The sequence below is a fragment of the Vibrio sp. 10N.286.49.E11 genome (assembly GCF_041469505.1).
Taxonomy (GTDB): domain Bacteria; phylum Pseudomonadota; class Gammaproteobacteria; order Enterobacterales; family Vibrionaceae; genus Vibrio; species Vibrio crassostreae_C.
In genome coordinates, this window is sequence record NZ_JBFRKQ010000027.1 from 181,336 (window position 1) to 205,378 (window position 24,043).

Sequence of the window (24,043 nt, forward strand, 5' to 3'; positions counted from 1 at the left end):
AAAAATCGAACTGAATGAACAAGGCCGACATCACGTCGGCCTTTTTTCGCTTTTCTAGTTAGAGAGTATTTAATTATTCATCGCCAGTTTACCTAGCTTCATTGCAGCTGCATGGTGGCGGTGCATTAGTTGTTCCATGTCTACGCCAATCACAGCGCCATCGTTCACTCGCCACTTACCTGCAACCATCACTTTATCCGCTTGTTGAGCACCACAAAGTAGTAATGCGGCCAGTGGGTCGTGGCTGCCAGAAAAACGAATATCATCGAGCTTGAACATCGCGATATCGGCTTGTTTGCCAACCTCTAGTGTACCAATGTCGGTTCTGCCCATTGCCGCGGCAGAACCGGATGTCGCCCAGCGTAATGCATCAAAGTGTGAAACGTTGGCGGAACCATATTGCAGGCGTTGTAGATACATCGCCATGCGCACTTCGGCAATCATATTAGAGCCGTCGTTTGAGGCCGAACCATCCACACCTAGCCCGACTTTTACGCCTGCTGCTTCTAGATCGTTGTTTTTACAAATACCGGAAGCCAACATCATATTGGAAGTTGGGCAGTGACTGATACCAATGCCTGCTTTACCCAAACGTTTGATCTCTTCTGGATTGAAGTGAATACCATGAGCGAGCCAAGTGCGCTCGTTCAGCCAACCCACATCTTCTAGGTAATCAACTGGGCGCAAGCCAAACTTCTCTATACAGAAGTCTTCTTCATCGAGCGTTTCGCATAGGTGCGTGTGCATCATGACGTTTTCACGCTCACTGATCTTGGCGGTCTCTTTCATCAGGTCGGTAGTGACTGAGAACGGCGAACAAGGCGCGAGCGCGATTTGAATCATCGCCCCTTCATCACGCTGGTGGTAATCACGAATCAAGCGCTGGCTGTCATCAATGATGGTTTGTTCGGTTTGAATGGTGTGTCTTGGTGGCAATCCACCCTCATCTTCCCCTAGGCTCATGGAACCTCGGGTAAATATCGCTCTAACGCCCAGTTTCTCTGCGGCCTCGACTTGCAAATCAATAGCGTGCTCAAGCCCGTTTGGCAGCAAGTAATGGTGATCGGAAGCAGTGGTACAGCCCGACATCATCAGCTCAACCAGAGCAAGCTCTGTTGCGAGGCTCATCATCTCCGAATCGAGGTTGGCCCAAACTGGGTAGAGGCTTTGTAGCCAATGGAAGAGTTCTTTATTGAGTGCGCCGGGGTAGGCTCGCGTTAGGGTTTGATAGAAGTGGTGGTGCGCATTGATAAGCCCAGGAGTCACAACATGACGAGAGGCGTCGACGCTGTAATCTACGGGTAAGGTCGGCTCTTTGTGTTTGCCAACCAGTTCAATGATTTTATTACCTTTTATGACGATTCCGCCTTCTGCATCAGCCTGCGAGCCAGTGTAGATTGCGAGAGGATTCTTAATCCAGATGGTTTCCATTCATAGTAGTCCTTAGCCATCTCAGCCTTTTCAGGGAAGAGGGTCTTTATTTGGTATTTGTTGTTGAAAGATAAATTCAAATCAAGGGCGATGAGACATTCACTGTTATCGTTACGCCCGTGATTCTACGGAAATCGGTTTTACGCTCGTTAGCGATTTATCTAGTTCGTTTTTGGCTCAGGGTTATCTGATGCCGTTTGAACTTCAGTTTCTGTTGTTGCTTGTTGAATTTCTAATTGCTCGTTTGAGTGTAGTTCTTCTTCTGCTTGTTCTTTCATTTCTAGCTCAACTTGCGCTTGGCTTTCGGCTAACGCTTCTTGTTCTTCTGCGCGTGAAGATTTAGGCAATACAAGGTTAAGAACAACCGTCATGATGGTGCCAGTCGTAATGCCAGAGTGAAGGAAATTGGCCAAATCGTGTGGCAAATGTTGAAGCAATCTTGGTTCGAAGGTGACGGCTAAGCCAGACGCTAAACCTACACAGATTACCAAGGCATTTCGCTTGGTGTCTGCGGCCTTGATCAACATGCGGATACCCGCGTAAGCAATCATCCCGAACATCACAAAGCCCACACCACCCAAAACAGGTTTCGGAATCGTGACGGCAATAGCGGCTAATTTCGGGAATAAACCACCTAAAATTAATAAACCACCGGTTGCAGCTACTACATAGCGACTTGCCACACCTGTGATACCAACAATGCCGACGTTTTGGCTGAATGACGCTAGTGGCATCGCTGTTAAAATCGAAGACAAGGTACTACCAAGACCATCGCCTAGAAGACCACGTTTTAAGTCTTTACCGGATACTTGGGTTTGGCAGTTGTTGCCAAGCGCCATGAAGTCACCGGTTGCTTCAGCGATAACCACGATGTACACCAAGCTCATGCTGATGATGGCACTAGCAGAAAACGTAAAGCCATACTTGAGTGGTTCTGGGCCACCGACCCAAGCAGCAGAGCTGATCTGCTCAAGATCGACCATGCCGAGTGACAGCGCCACAATGTAACCACCTGCTAGGCCAATCACGATAGCGGAGGCCGCAACCGCGCCTTTACAGTAAACCGATACGCCAATCACGATCCCCAAAGAAACCAGTGCGAGAAACAGTTTAGGTAGGGTGGCGAATTGTTCCGTGTTGGCAGGAGAATCGCCAACCCAGTTCATGGCAACCGGTAAAATGGTTAAACCGATTAGGGTAACCACCACACCACTTACCACTGTCGGGAACAGCTTGCGAACCTTGTCCATGTAGAAGCTGGCACCAATTACCACGAATGAACCGATAAGCGCCGAGCCCATGATAGCGGCGACACCACCTTCGTTACCGATCGAAATAGCGACCCCTAAAAAGGCAAAGCTTGAGCCCATTACAACAGGCAGTCGAATACCAACAGGGCCAAAACCGAGACATTGCGCGACAGTCACAATACCAGAAGCCAATAGCGCCGCATTGATCAGTGAAACGATCTCTGTGTTGGGTAGACCGATGGAGGCACCGACAATAAGAGGGACAGCGACGATGCCACCAATCGAGGCGAGCATGTGCTGTAAAGCGAGTAGAAGGGTTAGCCCATGGGGCGGTCTTTCATTAAGGGTGTACAGAAGTTTCATTTGATATTCCTCTGCCTGCGTTTCCGTTTACAGGCGATTGGCGGTCAAATAATGACTTCTACAAACTGCGTAGGGTCATAAAAAAGTGCACTGAATCGGTAGGGTTTCTACTCTTTCGTCATCAATGCAATTAGCTTTCTTAAAAATCATGTTGTTGCTTGGCTTGCGAACCAGCCAAGCAACGTTGTGAGCAATCAAGAAATGACTGCTCAGGAGCTTTAGGGTTAACCGATGAACACTAGCTTGGCGATGAAGATAGCCGCTAGGAAGTACATCGAGATAGACACATCTTTGGTTTTACCTGTCGCCAACTTAAGCACTGTGTAGGTAATGAAACCCAATGCGATACCGTTCGCGATAGAGAAGGTCAGTGGCATCATTAGTGCGGTAATCGCGGCTGGAGCACCGTTAGTGAAGTCTTTCCAATCGACGTGCTGCATGCTGCTCATCATCACGAATGCGACGTAAATAAGAGCACCAGACGTTGCGTAAGCGGGGATCATGCCTGCAAGCGGTGATAGGAAAATTGCCGCTAAGAACAACACACCAACCACGATTGCTGAAAGACCTGTACGTGCGCCTGCTGCAACACCGGCTGCACTCTCTACATAACTGGTTACTGGCGGACAGCCTACACACGCACCTGCCACGCTTGAAATACTGTCGGCTTTAAGTGCTTTGCTTAGGCCTTCAATCTTGCCCGTTTCAGGGTTGGTCAGGTTTGCACGCTCAGCTACGCCCATCAAGGTACCAGCTGTATCAAACATGTTTACAAAAAGGAAAGCCAAGATAACGCTGATCATCGATACGTTTAGTGCACCGGCGATATCCATTGCCATAAAGGTAGGCGCTAAGCTTGGTGGTGCAGCGAAGAAGCCATCGTAGTGAACTAGGCCAAGCATCATGCCGACTAGCGTTACACTCAAAATACCGATAAGCACCGCGCCAAACACTTTACGCTCACTCAGAACCGCAATGATCAAGAATGCAATCGCAGCAAGCAGAGCTTCTGGTTTCGTGAAGTCACCCAATGAAACCAAAGTTGCTGGGTTTTCGACGACGATACCCGCTGTTTTTAAGCCAATTAGACCTAAGAACAAACCAACACCTGCAGTCATTGAATAGCGCAAGCTCTCTGGAATACTCTCGATGATCCATTGGCGGACTTTGTAAAAACTCATCCCGACAAACAAGATACCGGAGATAAACACCGCACCCAGTGCCACCTCCCAGCTGTAACCCATTTTGCTCACAACCGTGAAAGAGAAGAAGGCGTTCAAGCCCATGCCCGGTGCAAGGCCGACAGGCCAGTTCGCGAATAAGCCCATTAACAAACAACCAATCGCGGCACCAATACAGGTAGCGACAAATACAGCCCCTGCATCCATACCTGAAGCGGCCATAATTTGTGGGTTAACGAAGATGATATAAGCCATGGTTGCGAAGGTGGTGACACCGCCGACTAACTCATTTTTTACGCTGCTTCCGTGTGCCTTAATCTTAAAGAGTTTCTCTAAAATTCCGTTGTTCGCATCTTGGTTGAGTATTTCTGTTTTACTCTCACTCATGTCAGCAAGTCCTTTTATGTTGTGATCCATTTATTGAATACAGCGAGATTTCAATATTAAGTTTTAAGGTTTTTTCCTAGCCGTTATTTCTTTAGTTATCTGTTGTTTAGTCATCAACTTCTAACTAATAACGTTGTTAGTATTTTTATATGAGCGTGTTTAGTGGGTGCACACCTTTGGGGTGTACACGTGAATCTGTTTAATATTTGGTGATTGAGCCTAGTTCGAAGTTCTAGGTCACGGGACTAACTGCCCCGATAGGTTGAGAAACTGTAAGGCGAGACGAGAAGAGGAACGTGGTAGTGCGCGTCTGGATCATCTAGACCAAAGCGAATAACCACATCATCTAGGAAGGGTACGCCATCCAGCTCCACGCCTTTGCTTCTGTAGTAATCGGCGACGTAAAACACCAATTGGTATTTCCCCGGTCGGAAATCATTTCCTGCCAGAATCGGCGCATCGGTTCGGCCATCGGAGTTGGTGAGTACCGTCGCCAGCTTTTCTGTTGAGTCTTCGTTTACCTTATAAAGCTCTACCTTGATCTCTGCGCCAGGCAAGCCGTGTGTGGTGTCTAATACGTGTGTTGTTAATCTTCCCATAGTCCTTTAATAGCGCTTTTGGCGCTCCTCTGTTCCGTGGTTTATGTATCCATTTCGACCTTGCAAAAGAGTGCAACTGGTCACTTTGTTATCACTAACTATGTACGAACTGTACACAATTAGTAAAGCGAATTGTTGGAAAAATGTAAACTATTGTGTCTTTTTTTCTGGCTTTATAGATCCTGATTATCGTTTTTTGGTGAGGTTGTGATTTGTTAAGTTATTGTTTTTAAATTACAAAAGTAACAAAATTTAACTTGAATAACAAAATCTTTACATAGAGATAAATAATTGTATACAATAAATGTACAGGGGTAAGGTTACTCGGTTTTGAAATAACCAATAGCGGAATCACCAATAGAAGAATCATATTGATGAACCAGCTAAAGAGCGGCTAAGCCAACCACTTATGTTAGGAGTACTTGGATGAATAAGGATTATTCAAGAAATTTGATCGGTTACGGAGCTAACCCTCCCAACCCTCAATGGCCAGGTAATGCGCGCGTCGCGGTTTCTTTTGTATTGAACTATGAAGAGGGCGGTGAGCGTTGTTTGTTACATGGAGACGACGAGTCTGAAGCCTTTCTCTCAGAGATCCCGTCAGCACAGCCGATCAAAGGCGAACGTCACATGAGCATGGAATCCATCTATGAATATGGTAGCCGTGCGGGTGTGTGGCGTGTTCTTCGCTTGTTCGATGAATATGAAATCCCACTGACCGTATTTGCTGTCGCAATGGCGATTGAGCGTCACCCAGACGTTGCCAAAGCTATGGTCGAAGCGGGCCACGAAATTTGTAGCCACGGTTATCGCTGGATCGACTATCAATACATTGATGAGTCAGAAGAGCGCGACCACATGACTAAAGCGATTGAGATCATCCAACAAGTGACGGGTCAGCGCCCGCAAGGTTGGTACACAGGTCGAACGGGTCCAAATACGCGTCGCTTAGTCGCAGAAGAAGGCGGCTTTCTTTACGACTCAGATGCCTATGATGATGACCTGCCTTATTGGCACACCGAAACCGGTGATCCACAACTGGTGATCCCTTACACACTCGATGTAAACGATATGCGCTTTTCAACAGCGCAAGGCTTCAACTCTGGTGAGCAGTTCTTCCAGTATTTAAAAGACACTTTTGACACCCTTTATATGGAAGGCGAAACCGCACCGAAAATGATGTCGGTAGGACTGCATTGTCGTCTTATTGGTCGTCCCGGTCGTATTGCTGCATTAAGACGTTTCTTAGATTACGTAAAACAGCATGACAGCGTGTGGCTTTGTCGTCGAATCGATATCGCCAACCACTGGCACCAACATCACCCATACAACGAACAACAAAATTAGAACGAACAGCAAGGAGGCTTAACGTGACTGAATTTCGATCTTGCCAACCAACAACCATGAACCGCGATACCTTTGTCGCGCACTTTGCTGATGTGTACGAACACAGCCCATGGGTTGCTGAAGCGGTTTATGACCAAGGTTTGAATGCCGAAGATGATCATATCGAGAATCTTCATCTAAAAATGGCATCAACCTTGTTAAATGCCGACCAAGGCAAACAGTTGGCTTTGATCAATGCTCACCCAGATTTAGCGGGCAGAGCAGCAGTAAACGGCGAACTCACCGAGTCGTCGACCAAAGAACAAGCGGGGGCGGGCATCGACCAGTGCAGCGCCGAAGAATTTGAAAAATTCACTTCTTACAACAACAGCTACAAAAGTCGCTTCAATTTCCCTTTTATCATGGCGGTGAAGGGAGCCAATCGTTACCAAATTCTTGAGTCGTTCGAGATGCGATTAGGAAATGATAGTGAAACTGAGTTTGCTACGGCGATTCAAGAGATCAACAAGATCGCGATGTTTCGTCTCTGGGATATGTAAGTTAACGGAGTTAACAGCTATCTCAGCCCAGTCTTAGTGCGTTAAAGGTTTGATTTGTAAAAACATAAGCCACTAAGTTCTCATTTTATTATTACTTGATTAATTTCATAGGATTACACGGACATGACCCATAAATTTGAACAGTACATAAACCTTGCAGACGAAAAACTCGGCGCAGAAGCTATCTTCGCAACCGACGATTTTTTCGCAGATAAAAGCCGTCTACTCAGCCACGCAGCGCCAGAGTGGAAAGACGACTTATATGACGACAACGGCAAGTGGATGGACGGCTGGGAAAGCAGACGCAAACGCGGCGAAGGTTACGACTACTGTGTCGTTCGCCTTGGCCTAGCTGGCACCATTGCTGGCGTTGATATTGATACCTCATTCTTCACAGGTAACTTCCCACCTTCGGCATCAATCGACGCGTGTTATTCACCACAAGGTGAGCCAACAGATTCAACAGAGTGGCAAGAAATTCTGCCTTCAATGGCACTACAGGGTGATCATCATCATCTTGAAGACATCGAAAGTGACCAAGTATTTACGCACCTACGTTTGAACATCTACCCAGACGGCGGTGTCGCACGTCTACGTGTTTATGGCCGACCAAGCGTGGATTGGGACGCAATAGATTCTCAGCAACAAGTTGACCTAGCAGCCGTTGAGCACGGTGGCCGAGCACTGGCATGTAGTGATGAGCACTACGGTAATAAAGCCAACATCTTAGGCCCAGGCCGCGGTGAAAACATGGGTGATGGCTGGGAAACAGCGCGCCGTCGCACGCCGGGTAATGATTGGGTAATCGTGGCATTAGGCCACCCAGGTAATATCGAACGTATCGTTGTGGATACGGCACACTTCAAAGGTAACTACCCAGACAGCTGCTCAATCCAAGCGGCTTATGTGAAAGGCGGTACCGACGATCAAGTGGAAACACAAAGCCTATTCTGGCGTGAACTACTGCCTGCTCAAAAGCTGCAAGCGCACGAGATTCACGAATTCATTTCTGAGGTAAACGACCTTGGTGCGATTACCCACGTACGTGCAAACATATTCCCAGATGGTGGTATTAGCCGTTTGCGTCTATTTGGTACGAAAGCGAAATAGGTAAGGAAATGAGTATGAGTAATGGAATACGTCGTTTAACTATCGAACCGTTAACTAAGCATGCTTTTACTGAGTTTGGTGATGTTATCGAGTCTGATAATAGTGATTTCTTCATGATCAATAGTGGATCAACACGTCGCTACCACAAGCTAGCGACAACGGATGTGCAAGACCAAGATGGAGAAGCCATCATCAGCATCTTCCAAGCCACACCGTTGAGCTACCCACTGACCATCAAAATGTTAGAGCGTCATCCACTTGGCTCTCAGGCATTCATTCCATTACTTGGTCAACCCTATTTAATTGTTGTTGCGCCAAAAGGCGACGAGCCAACATTAGCCAATAGCCGAGCTTTCTTGAGCAACGGTCGTCAAGGAGTGAACTATCACAAAGGGGTGTGGCATCACCCAGTGCTCGCCCTCACCGATCAAGACCAGTTCTTGATCGTCGATAGAGGCGGAGAAGGACACAACTGTGATGAAGTTTATTTTGAGAACGACCTAGTGGCATTGCATTTGGAAGATATGCCAACGGAAGACAACAAGGAAGAGCAACGCTTAGCTAAAGCGTTGTGATACAGGAGTTTATTATGGATCCGCATATTACAGAATGGTTGAACTTAGCAATACGCTGGGCTCACATGATTGTTGGTGTTGCATGGATAGGCGCATCATTTTACTTTGTTTGGTTAGAGAACAACCTTAACCGAGTAAACCCAAAAACTGGCCTTTCAGGCGACCTATGGGCAATTCACGGCGGTGGTATTTATCACCTAGAGAAGTACAAACTTGCGCCACCAGAGATGCCAGAGCACCTGCACTGGTTCAAATGGGAAGCCTACTTCACGTGGATCACCGGTGTGTGTCTACTGGGTGTGGTTTACTACCTCAACGCTGAGATTTACCTGATTGCACCGGGCTCTGGCCTTGATTCAACAACGGCAATCGCGATTGGTATTGGTTCATTCGTTGCCGGTTGGTTTATCTATGACTTACTGTGTGACTCACCATTAGGTAAAACCCCCGTGTTACTTGGCGTTGTGTTGTTTGTGCTGCTCGTTGCTGCTACGTACGGCCTAACTCAAGTGTTCAGTGGTCGTGGTGCCTACATCCACGTGGGTGCGATCATTGGTACCATCATGGTGGGTAACGTATTCCGCGTTATCATGCCTGCACAACGCAACTTGGTGAAAGCGATTGAAGAGAAGCGTGAACCGGATCCGGCACTGCCAGCGAAAGGCCTACTGCGCTCTCGTCACAACAACTACATGACACTGCCAGTGCTGTTCATCATGATCAGTAACCACTTTCCAAGCACTTACGGCTCGGAATACAACTGGTTGATCCTTGCTGGCCTCGCGATTTTCAGTATCTTGGTGCGTCACTACTTCAACACCCGTCATGGTAGTCAGAAGTTTGCATGGACAATACCAGTAGCAGCATTGGGTATGATCACGCTCGCGTTTGTTACCTCACCTTATGCGAAAAAGCAGATGACTCCGGTTGTGCAAGCACCAGTGGTTCAAGAAGTGCAAGTCAGCGCGACTGAATCAGCGACAGAAGAACTTGCTGCAAACGACACCGCTTCAACGACTAGTTCTCAGGCCGCACCAGCAGACCACGCAATGCAAACTGCTAGCGCAGGCGTCAGCTTTGAAACCATCAACAAAGTCATTCAAGAGCGCTGTTCTGTGTGTCACTCATCAACCCCGAGCCACGCCGCTTTTGCTGCTGCGCCAGGTGGTGTGATGTTTGATACGCCAGAAGAGATCAAAGCCAACGTCCCAAGGATTGTTGCTCAAACCGTAACAACTAAGGTGATGCCGCTCGGCAACATGACTCAAATGACTGACGAAGAACGCGCACTGATCGGCACTTGGGTAGAGCAAGGCGCTACGCTTCAATAATGATGTAAATCCTTTACCTAAGAGCATGAGTCTTAGGTGAGGCTTGGGGAGAGTTTGGTTTACGGGCACGCGCCAAACTCATCCCACCCTGTTTCCCCGGTTCCTATAACCGGGGCTTTTTGTTTTTGGACAGATAAAAGTAGGTACATCATTTAGTCCGATTATAGATGGATTTTTCAGTAAGAACGCTCTGTAAGCTTCTGTTATTTTTGATTTAAAAGAGTTGTTTTAAACTTTAGGAATTCTGTGTAACACTTCATTTGTTGAGTACGTCCAGCTGTAATTAGGGAATTATGAACAAAGAAACTGAAAAAATACTAAATGATTTGAAACTGTCTATTGATGAAGCTGCGAGGCACAGAGAAATATGGTGGGAACTAGGTGTTTCTGAAAATAGGACAAAATTTAAAAAGGAGTTCGAGTCAGAGGAGTATAATTATTATCTACATGCGTCATACGAAGCACATAGTTTGGCTATGCTATTGGCTTTGGGACGAATTTTCGATAACGACAGTAGATCTTCAAGTATTCGAAGCTTAAAAGATAATTTAACAGCTAATGGGCACACTAGAATAGTAGATATAATCTCTCAAAGTCTCCACTCGTATTCTACTTCAGTACAGAAAGTACTAGATATTCGGAGTAAAATTATTGCTCATACAGATATGAGGTATGATGACAGATCTGTACTAAGGGATAATTCATTGAGTCCGGATGAGATTAAGGATCTAATCTTTGCAGTTAGAGAGACTTATTATGTCGTATTGCGTCACTTTTTTTTGAATACTAAGCAGCATCCAGATGGATCGTTTGGTGAGTCTGCGATTAAAGTGTTAACTAAGCTACAAGCTTGAGAAGCCTTTTTTGAGATGTATTTTAAATGTGTAGTTTGCTTTGCAATGCTTACTATTATTGGTGAAGCCGTGAGTTTGGACTCGTGACACTGACCAACTCAGGCATTTTAAGTTAATTTCTTTCTCGATTATCTAGCGAATATTGCTTTTGCGTTATTCAAGCATATGAATTTAGTTCTATATTTAGCACTTGATGTGAATACCTACCCATGGCACTTTTAGTCCAAATTGACTTTAGTTAGGACAAAAAATGGAAGACTTGATAGTCGCGTATTTTAGGGCATTGAGCTCATTCTTTAGGTATCTGTTTCAGTCGATATTGATTGAGTTCATTGGTTACGGAGCTGGCTGGATAGTTTGTAAAGTATTCACATTGGGGCGCTTCCCCCCATTGATTCCAACTGAAAAAGAGCGAACCAGAATCTCTTATATCGGAGCTATTAGCATCGTGTTGCTTCTGTTAGCAATTGGTGTGTTCAATAGTTTGTGATTCGGAGTAAGGATATATGAAATTTTATCCCGCGGAACAATACCAAGCAGCTTGCAACGAGCTGTTTATCCGATACGAACGTGACATCAAAAAGCTAATCCCTAACGCGAGAGTTGAGCACGTAGGTGCATCTTCTATTCCATCTGCAGTATCTAAAGGCGACTTGGATATATTCGTCGGTATTGAATCGAGTGAACTTGAGTACGCCATTGAACAACTCACAACACTCGGCTTCAATGAGAAACTCGATACCTTAAGAACGCCGGAGCTGTGCATGTTGGAGTCTACATCAGGACATGACGTGGCCTTGCAAGTAGTTGCCAATGGTTCTGAGTTCGAATGTTTTCTAAGGTTTCGTGACAAGCTACGTGCGAATCCGGCATTAGTGGAGCAATACAACACCCTCAAAATGTCTTGTGAAGATTGGTCGCAAGAAGAGTACCGTGAAAAGAAGTCGGCTTTTATCGAGCATGTGTTGGCTTTGAAATAACAACAAGTTTCGATTGGATATTATTCATCCAAATCCTAACTTTTTGTGCTGTTTTTACTTTCCCCTCACACTCCTTTCAAATATCGAATTTAGTATCAAATTTCTCTTTGTTATACAGGCAAGTCTCTCATTATGAAGAACTTCTTTGATAGCGAACTCATGCTCTCTAGCTCCTTGAATTTCGTTTTGCTATCGCTTGGGCTAACGCTCCTTTTTCATCTTCCGATTTGGTGTGGGTTCAACTTGAGCCGACGCAAATGGAAGCTTATGGATTATTTATGGCCGTTCTTGGCGGGTATCGGGATGCTGGGCGCAGTGTCTGAGATTCGTGCGAAAGTAGCGGGTGATTGGGTTGAAACAGAACAAACCAGAGCGGTGGCGATTTTAGAGTCGGTTCAGCAGTTTTCTTTGGATAAATTAAGAAGTGATACCTGCACCGGCCAGCCATCTTTAGATAGTCACGCTCAGCACCACGAAGCGTGTTTGTGGTATTTGAATACGGCAATCACGTTCAAAGATGTCGATTTTACCCTGTTACCCAACGCATCGGATTTTACGGTTCCTGCGCCGAGCGTGTCGCTGGTTGAAAGCGATGCCGTGTGGGTGGATGGTATGCTGAGTCAGTATGAGAAGCAGAAAAACCAATACATAAAAACCAGAGAAGCGCAGGTGAAGCAGCCACTAGAAAGCCTCTTCTGGTATGTAAGTCCTTACTTAGTCTGTTTCGCTATTGCTCTGCGCCTTACTAAAGTGACGGCAGAGCTTAAACTGGATAAGTGCGCAAATAATTAGTTCGACATAGACAGCGCGAACGACAGTAAAATAGGCAAGGTAACCACACTTAGGAAGTTGCCGAACAACACCATAGATGCGACTTTAGGCGGCTCGACATTGAACCGTTCAGCGAACAGGTAGTTCATCACGGCAGGTGGCAGCATGGTGAACAGCACCATCATTTGTAGGTGCAGCGTTGGCAGCGGGATAAAGAAGTAGATGATGGCGAAGGCGATGGCACCAGTAAACAGCGATTGAGCCGTACACAGCAAGCCAACTTTGAGTCCGCTTAGCTTCAAGTTCACCATTTGCGAACCCAACGACAACAGCATGATAGGCACGGCTGCTTGGCCGAGTAGTGAGGTGGCTTCGTAGATTGGATTCCACACTGCAATTCCAGACAGGTTGAGCGTCATCGCTAATGCTGCGGCTAAGAATATCGGCATCTTGAGGATCTGTTTGATCGGATTACCTTCACTCAACAGCGCCAAGCCAACACTAATATGGACACATGCTGACACCACAAACAGCAGTACTGCAGGAGCTAACGCGCTTTCGCCAAAGGTATACGTGAACAGAGGAATCGCGAGGTTGCCGCTGTTGCGGAACATGTGTGGCGGAGCCCAAGCTTTGAAGTTGAGCTTAAAGATCTTACAGATTGGTATCATCAATAAAGCAGGAACCAACACCGCGACCAAAGAGGCGGTAATGAGTGGCAGTTGTTCTGTGTCGAGAGGCATGGTGGTTAGCGATGCAAACACCAAAGCAGGAATACACACATCCATGTTGATGCGATTGATCGGTTTGAAATCGGGCTTGAGCCAACGACCCACCGCAAAGCCAGCACTGGCTAAAGCAAAAACGGGAAACAGAATGCTGACGACCTGTTCGAACATAGAATTCCTTTCTAGATTGAGTGCTTCCATTTAGCTGAGAAACGAATGTTCGAGAGAGACGCTAAAGTGAAGTATGAAGTCGAAATGTATAAACATTAACCTATCAATATAATGACTTGGCGTCACCGAAGATCGTTGTCTGTGAGCGGTTAATTTATATTTATTTGAATGAAGCACAAAAAAGACCAGTGGCATCAGCAACTGGTCTTTAAAGGCTAGATAAATCTGGACGGATTTTTAATTAACGACGGCTGTCGTTGTCTAGCGATTGTTACTCGGTTTTAAGCCTAACTAACGAGCTTTTTGTAATCTTTGAAGTTCACATCGTAGGCCTTTTCGCCGTAGATGTAAGTCTCGCTAACGGTTCTGTCGTCACCCAAGCTCATTAGTACAAACAGCTTCTCTTCAAGTTTGGTAGCTTGTTCCATTCTAAAGCGCATCAGCTGTGTAGCGTGTAGATCCAACACCACGAAATCTGCTTCTTTACCGACTTCTAGGTTACCGATCTTGTCTTCTAAATGCAGCGAACGTGCGCCGCCTAGAGTTGCTAAGAACAGTGATTTGGCTGGGTGCAGTTTCTCTTGTTGAAGCTGCATGATTTTGTAGGCTTCGCTCATGGTTTGCAGAATTGAAAAGCTGGTGCCTGCGCCTACATCGGTACCCATGCCGACACGAATACCGTGCTCTTCCATTTTCGGTAGCTTGAATAAGCCTGAGCCCAGAAATAGGTTTGAAGTTGGGCAGAAGGCGATTGCAGAATCGGTATCCGCGAGGCGCTTACATTCGCAGTCTGATAAGTGAATACCGTGCGCGAATACCGAGCGTTTGTGCAGCAGACCATAGTGGTCATAGACATCTAGGTAACTGTCGCGCTCTGGGAACAGCGATTTAACCCACTCGATCTCTTTTTCATTTTCTGAAAGGTGAGTGTGCATGTATACGTCTGGGTATTCTTCTAGCAGTTTGCCAACGGTAGCTAATTGCTCTGGTGTACTAGTTGGCGCGAAGCGAGGCGTTACGGCATAGTGCAAACGACCACGCTTGTGCCACTTTTCGATTAACTCTTTTGAGTCTGTATAGCCAGATTCTGGTGTGTCAGTCAGGTAATCAGGAGCATTGCGATCCATCAGCACCTTGCCCGCGATCATACGTAGGTTACGCTTCTCAGCTTCTTCAAAGAACACGTTGACCGACTCTTTGTGTACCGTGCCAAATACGAGTGCAGTGGTGGTGCCGTTGCTTGCCAATTCGTCTAGGAATAGCTTCGCCACTTTGTGTGCGTAAACTGGGTTTTTGAAGCGCTTTTCTTCTGGGAAAGTGTAGTTCTCTAACCAATCAAGAAGCTGCTCACCGTAAGACGCGATCATCCCTGTTTGAGGGTAGTGGATGTGCGTATCAATAAAGCCAGAGGTGATCAGCTTGTCTTTGTATTGTTTGACTTCGAGTGTTTTAGGTTGGCGAGCTAATACTTCGTCCGCATGGCCTAAGTCGACGACATGGCCGTTCTCAACCACTAAAACACCGTCTTCAAAATAGTCGTAAGACTCATCGATGCCGACGTCTTTTGGGTCGGCGACGCTGTGTAAAATACTGGCGCGATAAGCTTTGCGTTGCGTTGTCATGTTTACTTCCTTTTAATGACTTCAGCGACGTTATGGTCACTGAAGCTTTGCGACTTGTGTTAGGCGATCTTCTCTTCCAATGGTGGTTCGCCTACGTCGCTTGGTTGACTGTGTTGATCGGTCAAATCCTGATTTCGATATTGTTTGGTTGGGCGCTTTTGTTCAAGTGCTTGGCCTTGATAGTGTGCGATCAGTTCACCGGCAACCGATACTGCGATTTCCGCAGGATGTTTGCCATTCACCGCACTAATACCAATCGGGCAAAGCATGGTTTCAATTTGTTCTTGGCTATAGCCGCGTTGCTCTAAGCGGAAATCGAACTTCTTGCGCTTAGTGAGTGATCCAATCATTCCGAAGTAACGGCTGTCTTCACGGTCGATAATCGCTTTGGTTAAATCGAAATCAAGCTGGTGGTTGTGGGTCATCACAAGGTAATAGCTGTTCGGTGGCATGTGTTTTACTTCACCGACTGGATCGTCTGAGACAAGCTTTTTCACACCGTGTGGCAGCGTTTCAGGGAATACTTCTTCACGTTCATCAATCCAGGTCACACGGAAGGGCAGAGTCGCCACAATGTGCAGCAGCGCTTTGGCAACATGGCCTGCGCCGAACAGCACAAGGTGGTTCTGTTGAGTGCCAATCGGTTCAAAGCTTAACGTTGCCATTCCACCACAACATTGGCCTAAGCGAGCGCCTAGGTTGAAGCGTTCTACTTTGAGTGATTTCTCGCTGGCAATCAGCATCTCACGCGCCATTTTAGTGGCCACATGTTCAAGGTGACCACCACCAATCGTAGCGATGATTCGGTCACGAGTGACAAGCATTTTGGTGCCCGCATCGCGTGGAACGGAACCTCTGTCTTCAAGAACCGTCACCATCACACACGGTTCGTAGTTCTCTTCCAGTTTTGCCAGTTCGTGAATCCAATTATCCTTAAACATATGTCCTCCTAAATCCCTTCTATGCTTCCTAAGCTATTTATAGGTGCTCTAAGCTATTTATTGCGCCCTAAGCGGTCTATATAAACCGAGCCCTAAGCCGTTTCTGATTGAGCATCGACCGAGGTCGGAGCGGTTTCAGTGACTTCCTGTATTGCCATCAGAATACGTTCTGGCGTTGCAGGTGTGTTGAGCTTAGGAATCGCGCCATCGACGGCGACATAGCTAATCGCATCTTTCAGTGCGCTCCATACCGACATACCCAACATGAAAGGGGGTTCACCCACGGCTTTCGAGTTGAAGACGGTGTCTTCTGGGTTGTTACGGTTTTCTAAAAGGTGCGTTCTGAAATCAATTGGCATATCAGCAATCGCAGGGATCTTGTAACTCGCAGGACCATTGGTCATCAAGCGGCCTTGCTGGTTCCAAACCAACTCTTCCGTTGTTAACCAACCGACGCCTTGCACAAAGCCACCTTCGACTTGGCCGATATCAATCGCAGGGTTCAGTGAAGCGCCCACGTCATGCAGAATATCGACACGCAGAATCTTGTTCTCGCCGGTTAAGGTATCGACGATAACCTCTGAACAAGAGGCACCATACGCGTAGTAGTAGAACGGGCGACCGCGCGCTTTCTCGTGATCGTAATAGATCTTCGGAGTGCGGTAGAAGCCAGTGCTCGATAGCGAGATTTGGTTAAACCAAGCCAGTTCAACAAACGAGTTGAAGGTCATGATCTCGTCGCGGATCTGCACCATGCCGTTCTTAAACACAACCTCTTCAGGCCACACTTTGAAGTGCGAAGAAGCGAAGTCAATCAGGCGCTGCTTAATGGTCATTGCGGCGTTTTGCGCGGCCTTACCGTTGAGGTCGGTGCCCGATGAGGCTGCGGTTGGTGATGTGTTCGGAACTTTGTCTGTGTTTGTAGCGGTGATCTGGATACGTTCGACATCGACTTGGAACTCCTGTGCAACGATTTGTGCCACTTTGATGTTCAAGCCTTGCCCCATTTCCGTACCACCGTGATTCAAATGAATACTGCCATCGGTGTAGATATGGATGAGCGCACCTGCTTGGTTCAAGAAAGTCGCAGTAAACGAGATGCCGAATTTCACTGGTGTGATAGCAAGGCCTTTCTTCAAAATAGGGCTTTGCTTGTTGAACTCAGCGATTTCTTTACGACGTGCGTGATAGTCACTGCTGCGCTCAAGCTGTTCGGTTATCTCAGGTAAAAAGTTGTCTTCAACGGTTTGGTAGTAATGGGTCACGTTACGGCCTTCTTCGCCGTAGTAGTTCGCCTTACGTACTTCCAAAGGATCTTTTTTCAGGTAACGCGCAATCTCGTCCATGATGTGTTCAATGGTCATCATGCCTTGCGGGCCACCAAAGCCACGGTAAGCGGTATTCGATGCGGTATTGGTTTTGCATCGATGACCAACCACAGTTGCATCACCTAGATAATAGGCGTTGTCTGAGTGGAACATCGCTCGGTCGACGATAGAACTTGATAAGTCTGGCGAGTAACCACAGTTACCTGCAACGGTAATATCGGCACCTTGAATCACACCATTGTCGTCAAAACCGACTGTGTATTGATTGTAGAACGGGTGACGTTTACCGGTTTGCTGCATGTCTTCATTACGCAGCAGACGCATTTTGGTAGGTCGACCTGTTAGGTGAGCAATCACCGCAGCCATACATGCTGGAGAGGCTGCTTGAGTCTCTTTACCCCCGAAACCACCACCCATACGACGCATATCAATCACGACTTTGTGCATCGGTACGCCAATCACTTCCGCAACCAGCTTTTGAACTTCGGTCGGATTTTGGGTCGAGGTATAGACGATCATGCCACCATCTTCGGTTGGCATTACGCTACTGATTTGAGTTTCTAGGTAGAAGTGTTCTTGGCCGCCGATCTCTAGGTCACCAGAGATCACGTGTTTCGCTTTTGCCAGTGCGGCTTTCGAGTCACCTCGCTGCTGAGTGTGGCTCTCTGTGACGAAGTGTTCTTTCTCTAGCGCTTCTTTTACGTCAAGAATTGCAGGAAGCTCTTCGTATTCGATGATCGCAGCGTGTGCGGCTTTACGTGCGGTCTCTAAATCGTTAGCAGCCACGGCAATCACAGGTTGGCCGTAATATTCTACTATGCCATCAGCAAGCAGTGGGTCACCCGGAAGAATTGCACCAATATCCAGTTCACCCGGTACGTCTTTGGCTTGAATGGCAATCGCCACACCTTCAAATTCGTAACACGGTGACAAATCTATTTTGGTGATGTTCGCGTGTGCTTGAGTGCTCAGGCGTGCGTATACGTGCAGCTGATTTGGGAACTCTAGGCGGTCATCAATGTACACCGCTTCGCCCGTGACTTGTTTGGCTGCACTGTCGTGTTTAACGCTTTTACCCACGCCAGTTTTTAGGTCTTGTTTTGCAATGGTAACCATCTCTTCGTGGGTCATCGCATTGCTCTTGTGAACAGAGGAATTTGATTTAGACATAAGACGTTACCCTTGTTTCGATTTGGTTGTTTTTGTTCTGTTGTTCAATGAAGTAACGACGCAACATATTTGCTGCCGACAATGAACGATATTCTTGGCTTGCACGGAAATCAGAGAGCGGTTCAAAGTCGTTATACAGTTCCTGCATTGCTAACTTAATATTAGCGTCTGTCCACGGTTTGCCTAATAACGTGTTTTCACAACGCGCCGCTCGCTTAGGCGTTGCAGCCATACCGCCAAAGGCGATACGAGCGTAAGACACCTTGCCGTCTTCGATTTGAATATCAAACGCACCACATACCGCAGAGATATCATCGTCTAAACGTTTAGACAGTTTGTAAGCTCGGAAGCTGTCGTTGGTTGGCTTAGGAATGATGATCTGTTCAATGAACTCACTCTCTTTTTGCGCTGTCACTTTGTAGCTGATGAAGTAATCTTCAATCGGCATGGTGCGTGACTCATCACCACAACGAAGTTTGATCTTCGCGTTCAGGGCAATCAGTAGAGGAGGGGTATCACCGATAGGTGAAGCGTTGGCAACATTGCCACCGATGGTGCCTTGGTTACGAACTTGAAGTGAAGCAAAGCGGTGCAATAGTTCCCCAAAATCTGGGTAGTGTTTTTTCAGTAGTGAGTAAGAATCGCTGATAGGTAGGTTGGCACCAATGATTAAATCGGTGTCGGTCTCTTCGCATACCTTCATGTCTTCAACAAGGTTTACGCTGATCAGTGTTTCAATCTCGCGATGGAATTGTGTCACTTCCAGTGCTAAATCCGTGCCGCCAGCAACCAGCTTCGCGTTCGGATGCGCTTGAAAAAGCTTGGCCAACTCGTCAGTGCTTTTCGGGGAAAAAGCGGTGAGGTGACCAAGGCGTAAGTTGGCCTCGGTGTCTTGAATATCTTCTAGCTTCTTGATGGTGTTGCGTTCAAGCTCAGCAAATTGGTCGATCAAAGGTTGGTCTGTTGAAAGCGACATCGCGGCATCAACGATTGGTCGGTAGCCTGTACAACGACATAGGTTACCCGCCAGTGATTCCATGACGTCTTCTTTGCTCGCATCGGGTTTGTTCTTGCCTAGGGCAAACATCGACATGATGAAGCCCGGCGTGCAGTAACCACACTGTGAACCGTGAAAATCGACGACCGCTTTCTGTACCGGGTGTAATGACTTATCTCGGTTTTGCAGATCTTCTACTGTGATCAGCTGCTTACCGTGTAACGCTGACACAAATGTAAGGCAAGAGTTCACCGAACGGTATTGCAGTTGCCCATCAACTACTTCACCGAGAACGACCGTACATGCGCCGCAGTCGCCTGACCCACAACCTTCTTTGGTACCGGTTTTATTAACCTTGGTACGAAGGTAGTTGAGCACTGTCATGTTAGGTGACAGATTGTCTTCACGTCTTATTTCCTGATTGAGCAAAAAAGTAATCAAGAGACCTCCTTGTATATCGACATATTTCCATGTGTATTCTTTTTGACTTCTAGGTCAATAATTATCCATCCTGACCCTGTGGTCAACTATTTATTTACAAAAATGCAACAACATTGCACTTTGGTGGATTGTGTACAATTCAGTTTTGGTCGTAGTCGTCTGTTTTATAAGGGTTTGGGGTGAGAGTGAACAGTTTTATGGTGTGAATGAATGGATAACTATGTATACAAGATAAAGACAAGATTTATGGCACTGTGGGAAGTGAATCTGTAAAAGCTAAGAGCACTATTCTGCTCAGAAACGAGAGTTTTTTGAGGTGAAATGAGTCGATCTTCGCGTCTATCATTATGGGGAGGGTAAAAAAAAGAGAAGTAATCGCAGAAGCTTACTTCTCTCCCGTCTTGTTAACAAAAAGTTGTTAACTGATAGTTGCCAACAAGAAACTATTAGCAGTTAGTCATTAATAGCTTATAGAAGCGATTATGACTTGTTCTTAAGCAGATCTGAGAACACAACATGCAGGTCGCTCGATGCGGTGCTGCTGTCTAGGTTTAGCTTAGAGCGAATGTGGCTTAAATGCTCTCGCATTAGGTCAACGGCTTGCTCTTCATCTCCAGACTCTATCGCATCAAGCAATCCTTCATGCTCATCTAGAGAGCAGTTTGAGTGGCTGCCGGTTTCGTACTGGGCAATAAGCAGAGAAGTTTGCGATACCAAGCTGCGTTGAAAAGCCAGCAGTGGCGCGTTCTCAGCCATTTCAGCCAGTTTGATGTGGAACTCACCAGACAAACGTAAGCCAGAACCATAGTCACCTTGGTCGAAGGCGCAGTTCTCTTTCGCGACCAGTTTTCTACACTCTTCGATTTGAGCTTTGGTCGCGTTTTTAACCGCTAGCTCTGTGATAGCAATTTCCATCACTTCGCGTGCTTTAAATATCTGTTTGGCTTCGTCTACTGTGGGTGCTGCAATCACGGCACCTCGGTTAGGACGGATCACCACAACTTGTTCTAAAGATAGGCGCAGCAAGGCACGACGAATAATAGTACGGCTAACACCAAAGATTTCTGCTAATGCTTCTTCGCTTAATTTGGTGGCTGGTGGCAGCCTTTGTTCTAGTATCGCATCGAAGATATGGCAGTAAACAACATCGTCTTGAGTCTGGCCTGTTACTTTCGTTTTTACACCTTTGGAGACAGAGTTTTTGAGAACTGTCATAGAGATAAGGACCCTTGTTTAGTCGAGTTGGGTTGGTTGAGAATAATTCATGAGTATTACCCTATATTGTATACATTTATCTATACAATTCCACCGGATGAAAGTGCGATGCACGCTTATTTGTTAATGACTTATAACATTTAGTTTGCAAGGAACTGTGTGCAATCTAGAGCTTTAAGTCATTAGCCCTAAAACTAGACGCGATTATCGCCGCAGCTGTATGCCACGATCTGGCTGATTTCGCTCAGGCTGCGACCTGATTGCTGCTGCCACTCGTTGAAAGCCTTACTTGCCGCAACTTGTGCTCGCTTAGTGTTACGACCGCTATCAACCACATCTGTGCTGCGCAGGTGCGCTTCAACGTCCGATGATAAGATGAATGTGTCTTTACCCATCTGGCGCAAGGTGTAAGCACCGGTGTTACCACCTAATCGCTTACCGTGTTTCTTCAGGTAGTCCCAAAGTTCTGTAATGCGTTCTGATGGCCAGTCGGCAACCATTTGTGAGAATGAATCGGCTTCACGCTTGGCATTATGAATCATGGTGGCATTGGCAGGGATAGTCATCACCTTAGTCAGGTGGCGAATAATACGCGGGTCTTGCGCTTTCTGTTCCCACATCTCATTCGGCAGCATTAGCATCTTTTCGATGTCGAATTCAAAGAACACTTCTTCAAATTGCGGCCATTTCTTCCTCACCACATTCCACGAAATCCCACACTGGAATACCTTCTCGGTAAAGGCGGCTAGCCAACGGTCGTCGGTGATTTGTGATAACTCGGCTTGTGAAAGGGGCGCACGGACAATCTTTTCGAGTTCGGCCGCTCCGCCTTTACGGTGAGCCGCACGTTGATAAATGGTGTCGAATTTTTCTTGGGTCATTGAAGGTTCCAAACTAAAGCGATTCTTTATGATATGGGGACTAATTTCTATATGAAAAGGAGCTTAAGCTTCTGTCGCCAATTGAACAAGAAAACCGCGCATGTAGTCGGTTCGCTTGTTGGCTTCTAATTTGGCGGATTCTGTATTCATGGTTTCAGCGAGCTTGAACAGTTTCACGTAGAAATGGTCGACGCTGTAATGCTTGTCATCTAAGTCACGATGTTCAGCGAACGGGTCTTCGTGGTTATACAGCTCGGCATTAAAGCTCTGACCCACATACAAGCAGCGAGCGATGCCAATTGCTCCGAGAGAATCTAGGCGGTCAGCATCTTGGACTATCTGAGCTTCTAAGGTTTCAGGTGTGATGTTGGCGCTGTAGCTGTGCGTGACAATGGCATGATGGATCTCATCAAGATGGGACGCGGGATAGTCGATAGATTTGAGGAAAGAGATCGCCTTGTCTGCTGCCATTTGCGAGCTTTTGGCTCTGTCTGGATGGTTCTTAGGAAAGGTGAAACAATCATGAAGGTAAGCGGCGGGTAAACGACTTCAAGCTTAGCCTGTTCTTGAGCACACAAAGCCTTAGCGGTTTTGACTACGCGCTTAATGTGGCTAATGTCGTGTGCTGCATCTTGTGTCATTTCTCGTTGTGCAAACTCAAGCAGTTGGTCTTCAAACTTTTCCTTCACGCGTCTCTTTCTCCCTATGTAGACGTTAGCAATCTTGTTGATCACCTAGCATTTATTTCACATCGACTTTAACAGTTTCAAGCGCGAGTTTTTATCTTTTATAAAAGGAATACCAACAAAAAAACCGACTCTGTGAGTCGGCTTAATAGAGGGGCTTGTCTACGTTGATAAAAGCATTATCAACGTCAGTCAGAGCTTAAGCTGCAGCTTGTTGAAGCTGTGCTAGCACATCATGCAGAGAAGGGCTGATGGTGTGTCCAAGCGCTTTCACTTCGTCACATGGCTCTACTAAATCAGGGATCTGGAAGCTGATCATGTTGGCTGCCATAGAAGCGCGAATTCCGTTGTTCGAATCTTCGAACGCTAGGCAGGTTTCAGGCGCAACACCTAGGCGTTCAGCCGCCAGCAAGTAAATCTCTGGGTGAGGCTTGCCGTGAGTCACTTCGCAGCCTGTGCTTAATGAAGTGAAGTACGAATCTAGGCCAGCCAGCTCAAGCTTCTTCTTTGCGATATCAAGCTGAGTGGAGGTCGCCACCGCGATTGGAATGTCATTCGATTTTAGCCATTCAAGCAGCTCAATCACGCCATCTTTTACTGGGATTGCTTGGTTTTTAACAATTGCACTGTAGCGCGTGCGCCATTCATTATTCAGCGCTGGGTAATCTAACCCTTCACCGTAACCATTTCGAAAAATCTGTTCGATGGTTTTTGCGTTACAACCAATGATGCCTAGGTAGACATCTTGCAAAAACGGAACACCTTGCGCGTGACATGCTTCTTCAAAAACCTGCATACAAAGTCGCTCGGTGTCGAGCAGCAGCCCATCCATATCAAAAATAGCAGCTTGAAAATTCATATCCGTGGTTCTTAATGTGTTGTCATCGTGAGGGCGGGTATTTTGACATAGTGTCTAGTGATAGGCGAGTCAACGTTCAGTAAGAATATATCCAATCGGCTCGGCAATATGCTTCTGCATGACTTTAAATGTGATTGATTGTGGTTGAAATAATATCGTTCAGTTATGAGCCTTGTGTTTTATAGGCCATCCAGATCTAACAGAAACAATTATGATTATTCCACATAACAAATCTAGCTTGTGCGTCTGGCTTCTTATTACATTTCATAAACTTACAGGTCGGTTT

At 46.5% G+C, this 24,043-nt stretch carries 21 protein-coding genes and 1 pseudogene; 9 read left to right on the plus strand and 13 right to left on the minus strand.

Translation table 11 applies throughout. The features are described 5' to 3' along the window. Window positions 1-69 precede the first annotated feature (69 nt). The 4 genes from AB4167_RS05405 to uraH all read right to left on the minus strand — a co-directional run bounded on the left by AB4167_RS05405 (window position 70) and on the right by uraH (window position 5,211). Window positions 70-1,431: an 8-oxoguanine deaminase gene (locus AB4167_RS05405; protein ID WP_372136260.1), complete on the minus strand. Its 1,362-nt coding sequence runs from the start codon at window positions 1,429-1,431 to the stop codon at window positions 70-72. A gap of 161 nt (window positions 1,432-1,592) precedes the next feature. Continuing rightward, window positions 1,593-3,044 carry a nucleobase:cation symporter-2 family protein gene (locus tag AB4167_RS05410; RefSeq protein WP_372136261.1) on the minus strand — a complete coding sequence of 484 codons (1,452 nt, stop codon included), beginning with the start codon at window positions 3,042-3,044 and terminating at the stop codon, window positions 1,593-1,595. Window positions 3,045-3,268: 224 nt separating this feature from the next. After that, entirely contained in the window at window positions 3,269-4,612 is a 1,344-nt protein-coding gene (locus AB4167_RS05415; RefSeq protein ID WP_372136262.1) for an NCS2 family permease, read from the minus strand. Between the two features lie 245 nt (window positions 4,613-4,857). Continuing rightward, complete coding sequence (gene uraH / locus AB4167_RS05420; RefSeq protein ID WP_017076963.1) at window positions 4,858-5,211, minus strand: hydroxyisourate hydrolase; 354 nt, start codon at window positions 5,209-5,211, stop codon at window positions 4,858-4,860. Between the two features lie 426 nt (window positions 5,212-5,637). Between uraH and puuE the strand changes: the two genes are divergently transcribed. From puuE to AB4167_RS05465, 9 genes are all read left to right on the plus strand, one after another. Then, window positions 5,638-6,558 carry an allantoinase PuuE gene (puuE, locus tag AB4167_RS05425; protein WP_372073888.1) on the plus strand — a complete coding sequence of 307 codons (921 nt, stop codon included), beginning with the start codon at window positions 5,638-5,640 and terminating at the stop codon, window positions 6,556-6,558. A 23-nt stretch (window positions 6,559-6,581) separates the two neighbouring features. Further along, complete coding sequence (uraD, locus tag AB4167_RS05430; protein ID WP_017061596.1) at window positions 6,582-7,097, plus strand: 2-oxo-4-hydroxy-4-carboxy-5-ureidoimidazoline decarboxylase; 516 nt, start codon at window positions 6,582-6,584, stop codon at window positions 7,095-7,097. Between the two features lie 123 nt (window positions 7,098-7,220). Continuing rightward, window positions 7,221-8,207: an allantoicase gene (alc, locus tag AB4167_RS05435; protein ID WP_017069066.1), complete on the plus strand. Its 987-nt coding sequence runs from the start codon at window positions 7,221-7,223 to the stop codon at window positions 8,205-8,207. A gap of 14 nt (window positions 8,208-8,221) precedes the next feature. Continuing rightward, a complete protein-coding gene (locus AB4167_RS05440; protein WP_372136263.1) occupies window positions 8,222-8,782 on the plus strand; it encodes an ureidoglycolate lyase in 561 nt (186 codons plus the stop codon). Window positions 8,783-8,796: 14 nt separating this feature from the next. Next, complete coding sequence (locus tag AB4167_RS05445; RefSeq protein ID WP_061037654.1) at window positions 8,797-10,113, plus strand: urate hydroxylase PuuD; 1,317 nt, start codon at window positions 8,797-8,799, stop codon at window positions 10,111-10,113. A gap of 293 nt (window positions 10,114-10,406) precedes the next feature. After that, window positions 10,407-10,967 (plus strand): hypothetical protein, encoded by a 561-nt coding sequence (locus AB4167_RS05450; RefSeq protein ID WP_017071670.1) that lies wholly within the window; start codon window positions 10,407-10,409, stop codon window positions 10,965-10,967. Window positions 10,968-11,217: 250 nt separating this feature from the next. Next, a complete protein-coding gene (locus tag AB4167_RS05455) occupies window positions 11,218-11,457 on the plus strand; it encodes a hypothetical protein (protein WP_017086627.1) in 240 nt (79 codons plus the stop codon). Between the two features lie 16 nt (window positions 11,458-11,473). Continuing rightward, window positions 11,474-11,947 (plus strand): GrpB family protein, encoded by a 474-nt coding sequence (locus tag AB4167_RS05460; RefSeq protein WP_372136264.1) that lies wholly within the window; start codon window positions 11,474-11,476, stop codon window positions 11,945-11,947. 267 nt (window positions 11,948-12,214) lie between these two features. Then, window positions 12,215-12,739, plus strand: a complete 525-nt coding sequence (locus AB4167_RS05465) for a hypothetical protein (protein WP_050632517.1) — start codon at window positions 12,215-12,217, stop codon at window positions 12,737-12,739. On the opposite strand, the gene AB4167_RS05470 is transcribed toward AB4167_RS05465, so the two are convergent. From AB4167_RS05470 to AB4167_RS05510, 9 genes and pseudogenes are all read right to left on the minus strand, one after another. Further along, on the minus strand, window positions 12,736-13,617 hold the full coding sequence (locus AB4167_RS05470; protein WP_048613709.1) for an AEC family transporter: 882 nt from the start codon (window positions 13,615-13,617) through the stop codon (window positions 12,736-12,738). The two genes, AB4167_RS05465 and AB4167_RS05470, sit on opposite strands and share 4 nt — an antisense overlap. 287 nt (window positions 13,618-13,904) lie before the next feature. Then, window positions 13,905-15,239, minus strand: coding sequence for a guanine deaminase (gene guaD, locus AB4167_RS05475; protein ID WP_102362672.1), 1,335 nt, complete (start codon window positions 15,237-15,239; stop codon window positions 13,905-13,907). Window positions 15,240-15,298: 59 nt separating this feature from the next. Beyond that, a complete protein-coding gene (gene xdhC, locus AB4167_RS05480; RefSeq protein ID WP_004732871.1) occupies window positions 15,299-16,180 on the minus strand; it encodes a xanthine dehydrogenase accessory protein XdhC in 882 nt (293 codons plus the stop codon). A 92-nt stretch (window positions 16,181-16,272) separates the two neighbouring features. Further along, the gene (gene xdhB / locus AB4167_RS05485) at window positions 16,273-18,678 is read right to left on the minus strand and encodes a xanthine dehydrogenase molybdopterin binding subunit (RefSeq protein WP_372136265.1); all 2,406 of its coding nucleotides are present in this window, start codon (window positions 18,676-18,678) and stop codon (window positions 16,273-16,275) included. Next, complete coding sequence (gene xdhA, locus AB4167_RS05490) at window positions 18,671-20,116, minus strand: xanthine dehydrogenase small subunit (RefSeq protein WP_108020175.1); 1,446 nt, start codon at window positions 20,114-20,116, stop codon at window positions 18,671-18,673. Before xdhA ends, xdhB begins: the two co-directional genes overlap by 8 nt. 480 nt (window positions 20,117-20,596) lie before the next feature. After that, window positions 20,597-21,331 (minus strand): GntR family transcriptional regulator, encoded by a 735-nt coding sequence (locus AB4167_RS05495; RefSeq protein WP_048669449.1) that lies wholly within the window; start codon window positions 21,329-21,331, stop codon window positions 20,597-20,599. 194 nt (window positions 21,332-21,525) lie between these two features. Beyond that, window positions 21,526-22,212 carry a DNA-3-methyladenine glycosylase I gene (locus tag AB4167_RS05500; protein ID WP_019821260.1) on the minus strand — a complete coding sequence of 229 codons (687 nt, stop codon included), beginning with the start codon at window positions 22,210-22,212 and terminating at the stop codon, window positions 21,526-21,528. Between the two features lie 63 nt (window positions 22,213-22,275). Next, a pseudogene (locus AB4167_RS05505) lies at window positions 22,276-22,901 on the minus strand (HD domain-containing protein). Window positions 22,902-23,097: 196 nt separating this feature from the next. Further along, complete coding sequence (locus AB4167_RS05510) at window positions 23,098-23,757, minus strand: HAD family phosphatase (RefSeq protein WP_017069081.1); 660 nt, start codon at window positions 23,755-23,757, stop codon at window positions 23,098-23,100. Between the last annotated feature and the right edge of the window lie 286 nt (window positions 23,758-24,043).

Excerpts from the sequence above, each read along its gene's own strand:
- AB4167_RS05405 (WP_372136260.1), bottom strand. The coding sequence starts at position 1,431 with ATGGAAACCATCTGGATTAAGAATCCTCTCGCAATCTACACTGGCTCG.
- AB4167_RS05410 (WP_372136261.1), bottom strand. The coding sequence starts at position 3,044 with ATGAAACTTCTGTACACCCTTAATGAAAGACCGCCCCATGGGCTAACC.
- AB4167_RS05415 (WP_372136262.1), bottom strand. The coding sequence starts at position 4,612 with ATGAGTGAGAGTAAAACAGAAATACTCAACCAAGATGCGAACAACGGA.
- uraH (WP_017076963.1), bottom strand. The coding sequence starts at position 5,211 with ATGGGAAGATTAACAACACACGTATTAGACACCACACACGGCTTGCCT.
- puuE (WP_372073888.1), top strand. The coding sequence starts at position 5,638 with ATGAATAAGGATTATTCAAGAAATTTGATCGGTTACGGAGCTAACCCT.
- alc (WP_017069066.1), top strand. The coding sequence starts at position 7,221 with ATGACCCATAAATTTGAACAGTACATAAACCTTGCAGACGAAAAACTC.
- AB4167_RS05440 (WP_372136263.1), top strand. The coding sequence starts at position 8,222 with ATGAGTAATGGAATACGTCGTTTAACTATCGAACCGTTAACTAAGCAT.
- AB4167_RS05445 (WP_061037654.1), top strand. The coding sequence starts at position 8,797 with ATGGATCCGCATATTACAGAATGGTTGAACTTAGCAATACGCTGGGCT.
- AB4167_RS05450 (WP_017071670.1), top strand. The coding sequence starts at position 10,407 with ATGAACAAAGAAACTGAAAAAATACTAAATGATTTGAAACTGTCTATT.
- AB4167_RS05455 (WP_017086627.1), top strand. The coding sequence starts at position 11,218 with ATGGAAGACTTGATAGTCGCGTATTTTAGGGCATTGAGCTCATTCTTT.
- AB4167_RS05460 (WP_372136264.1), top strand. The coding sequence starts at position 11,474 with ATGAAATTTTATCCCGCGGAACAATACCAAGCAGCTTGCAACGAGCTG.
- AB4167_RS05465 (WP_050632517.1), top strand. The coding sequence starts at position 12,215 with ATGGATTATTTATGGCCGTTCTTGGCGGGTATCGGGATGCTGGGCGCA.
- AB4167_RS05470 (WP_048613709.1), bottom strand. The coding sequence starts at position 13,617 with ATGTTCGAACAGGTCGTCAGCATTCTGTTTCCCGTTTTTGCTTTAGCC.
- guaD (WP_102362672.1), bottom strand. The coding sequence starts at position 15,239 with ATGACAACGCAACGCAAAGCTTATCGCGCCAGTATTTTACACAGCGTC.
- xdhC (WP_004732871.1), bottom strand. The coding sequence starts at position 16,180 with ATGTTTAAGGATAATTGGATTCACGAACTGGCAAAACTGGAAGAGAAC.
- xdhB (WP_372136265.1), bottom strand. The coding sequence starts at position 18,678 with ATGTCTAAATCAAATTCCTCTGTTCACAAGAGCAATGCGATGACCCAC.
- AB4167_RS05495 (WP_048669449.1), bottom strand. The coding sequence starts at position 21,331 with ATGACAGTTCTCAAAAACTCTGTCTCCAAAGGTGTAAAAACGAAAGTA.
- AB4167_RS05500 (WP_019821260.1), bottom strand. The coding sequence starts at position 22,212 with ATGACCCAAGAAAAATTCGACACCATTTATCAACGTGCGGCTCACCGT.
- AB4167_RS05510 (WP_017069081.1), bottom strand. The coding sequence starts at position 23,757 with ATGAATTTTCAAGCTGCTATTTTTGATATGGATGGGCTGCTGCTCGAC.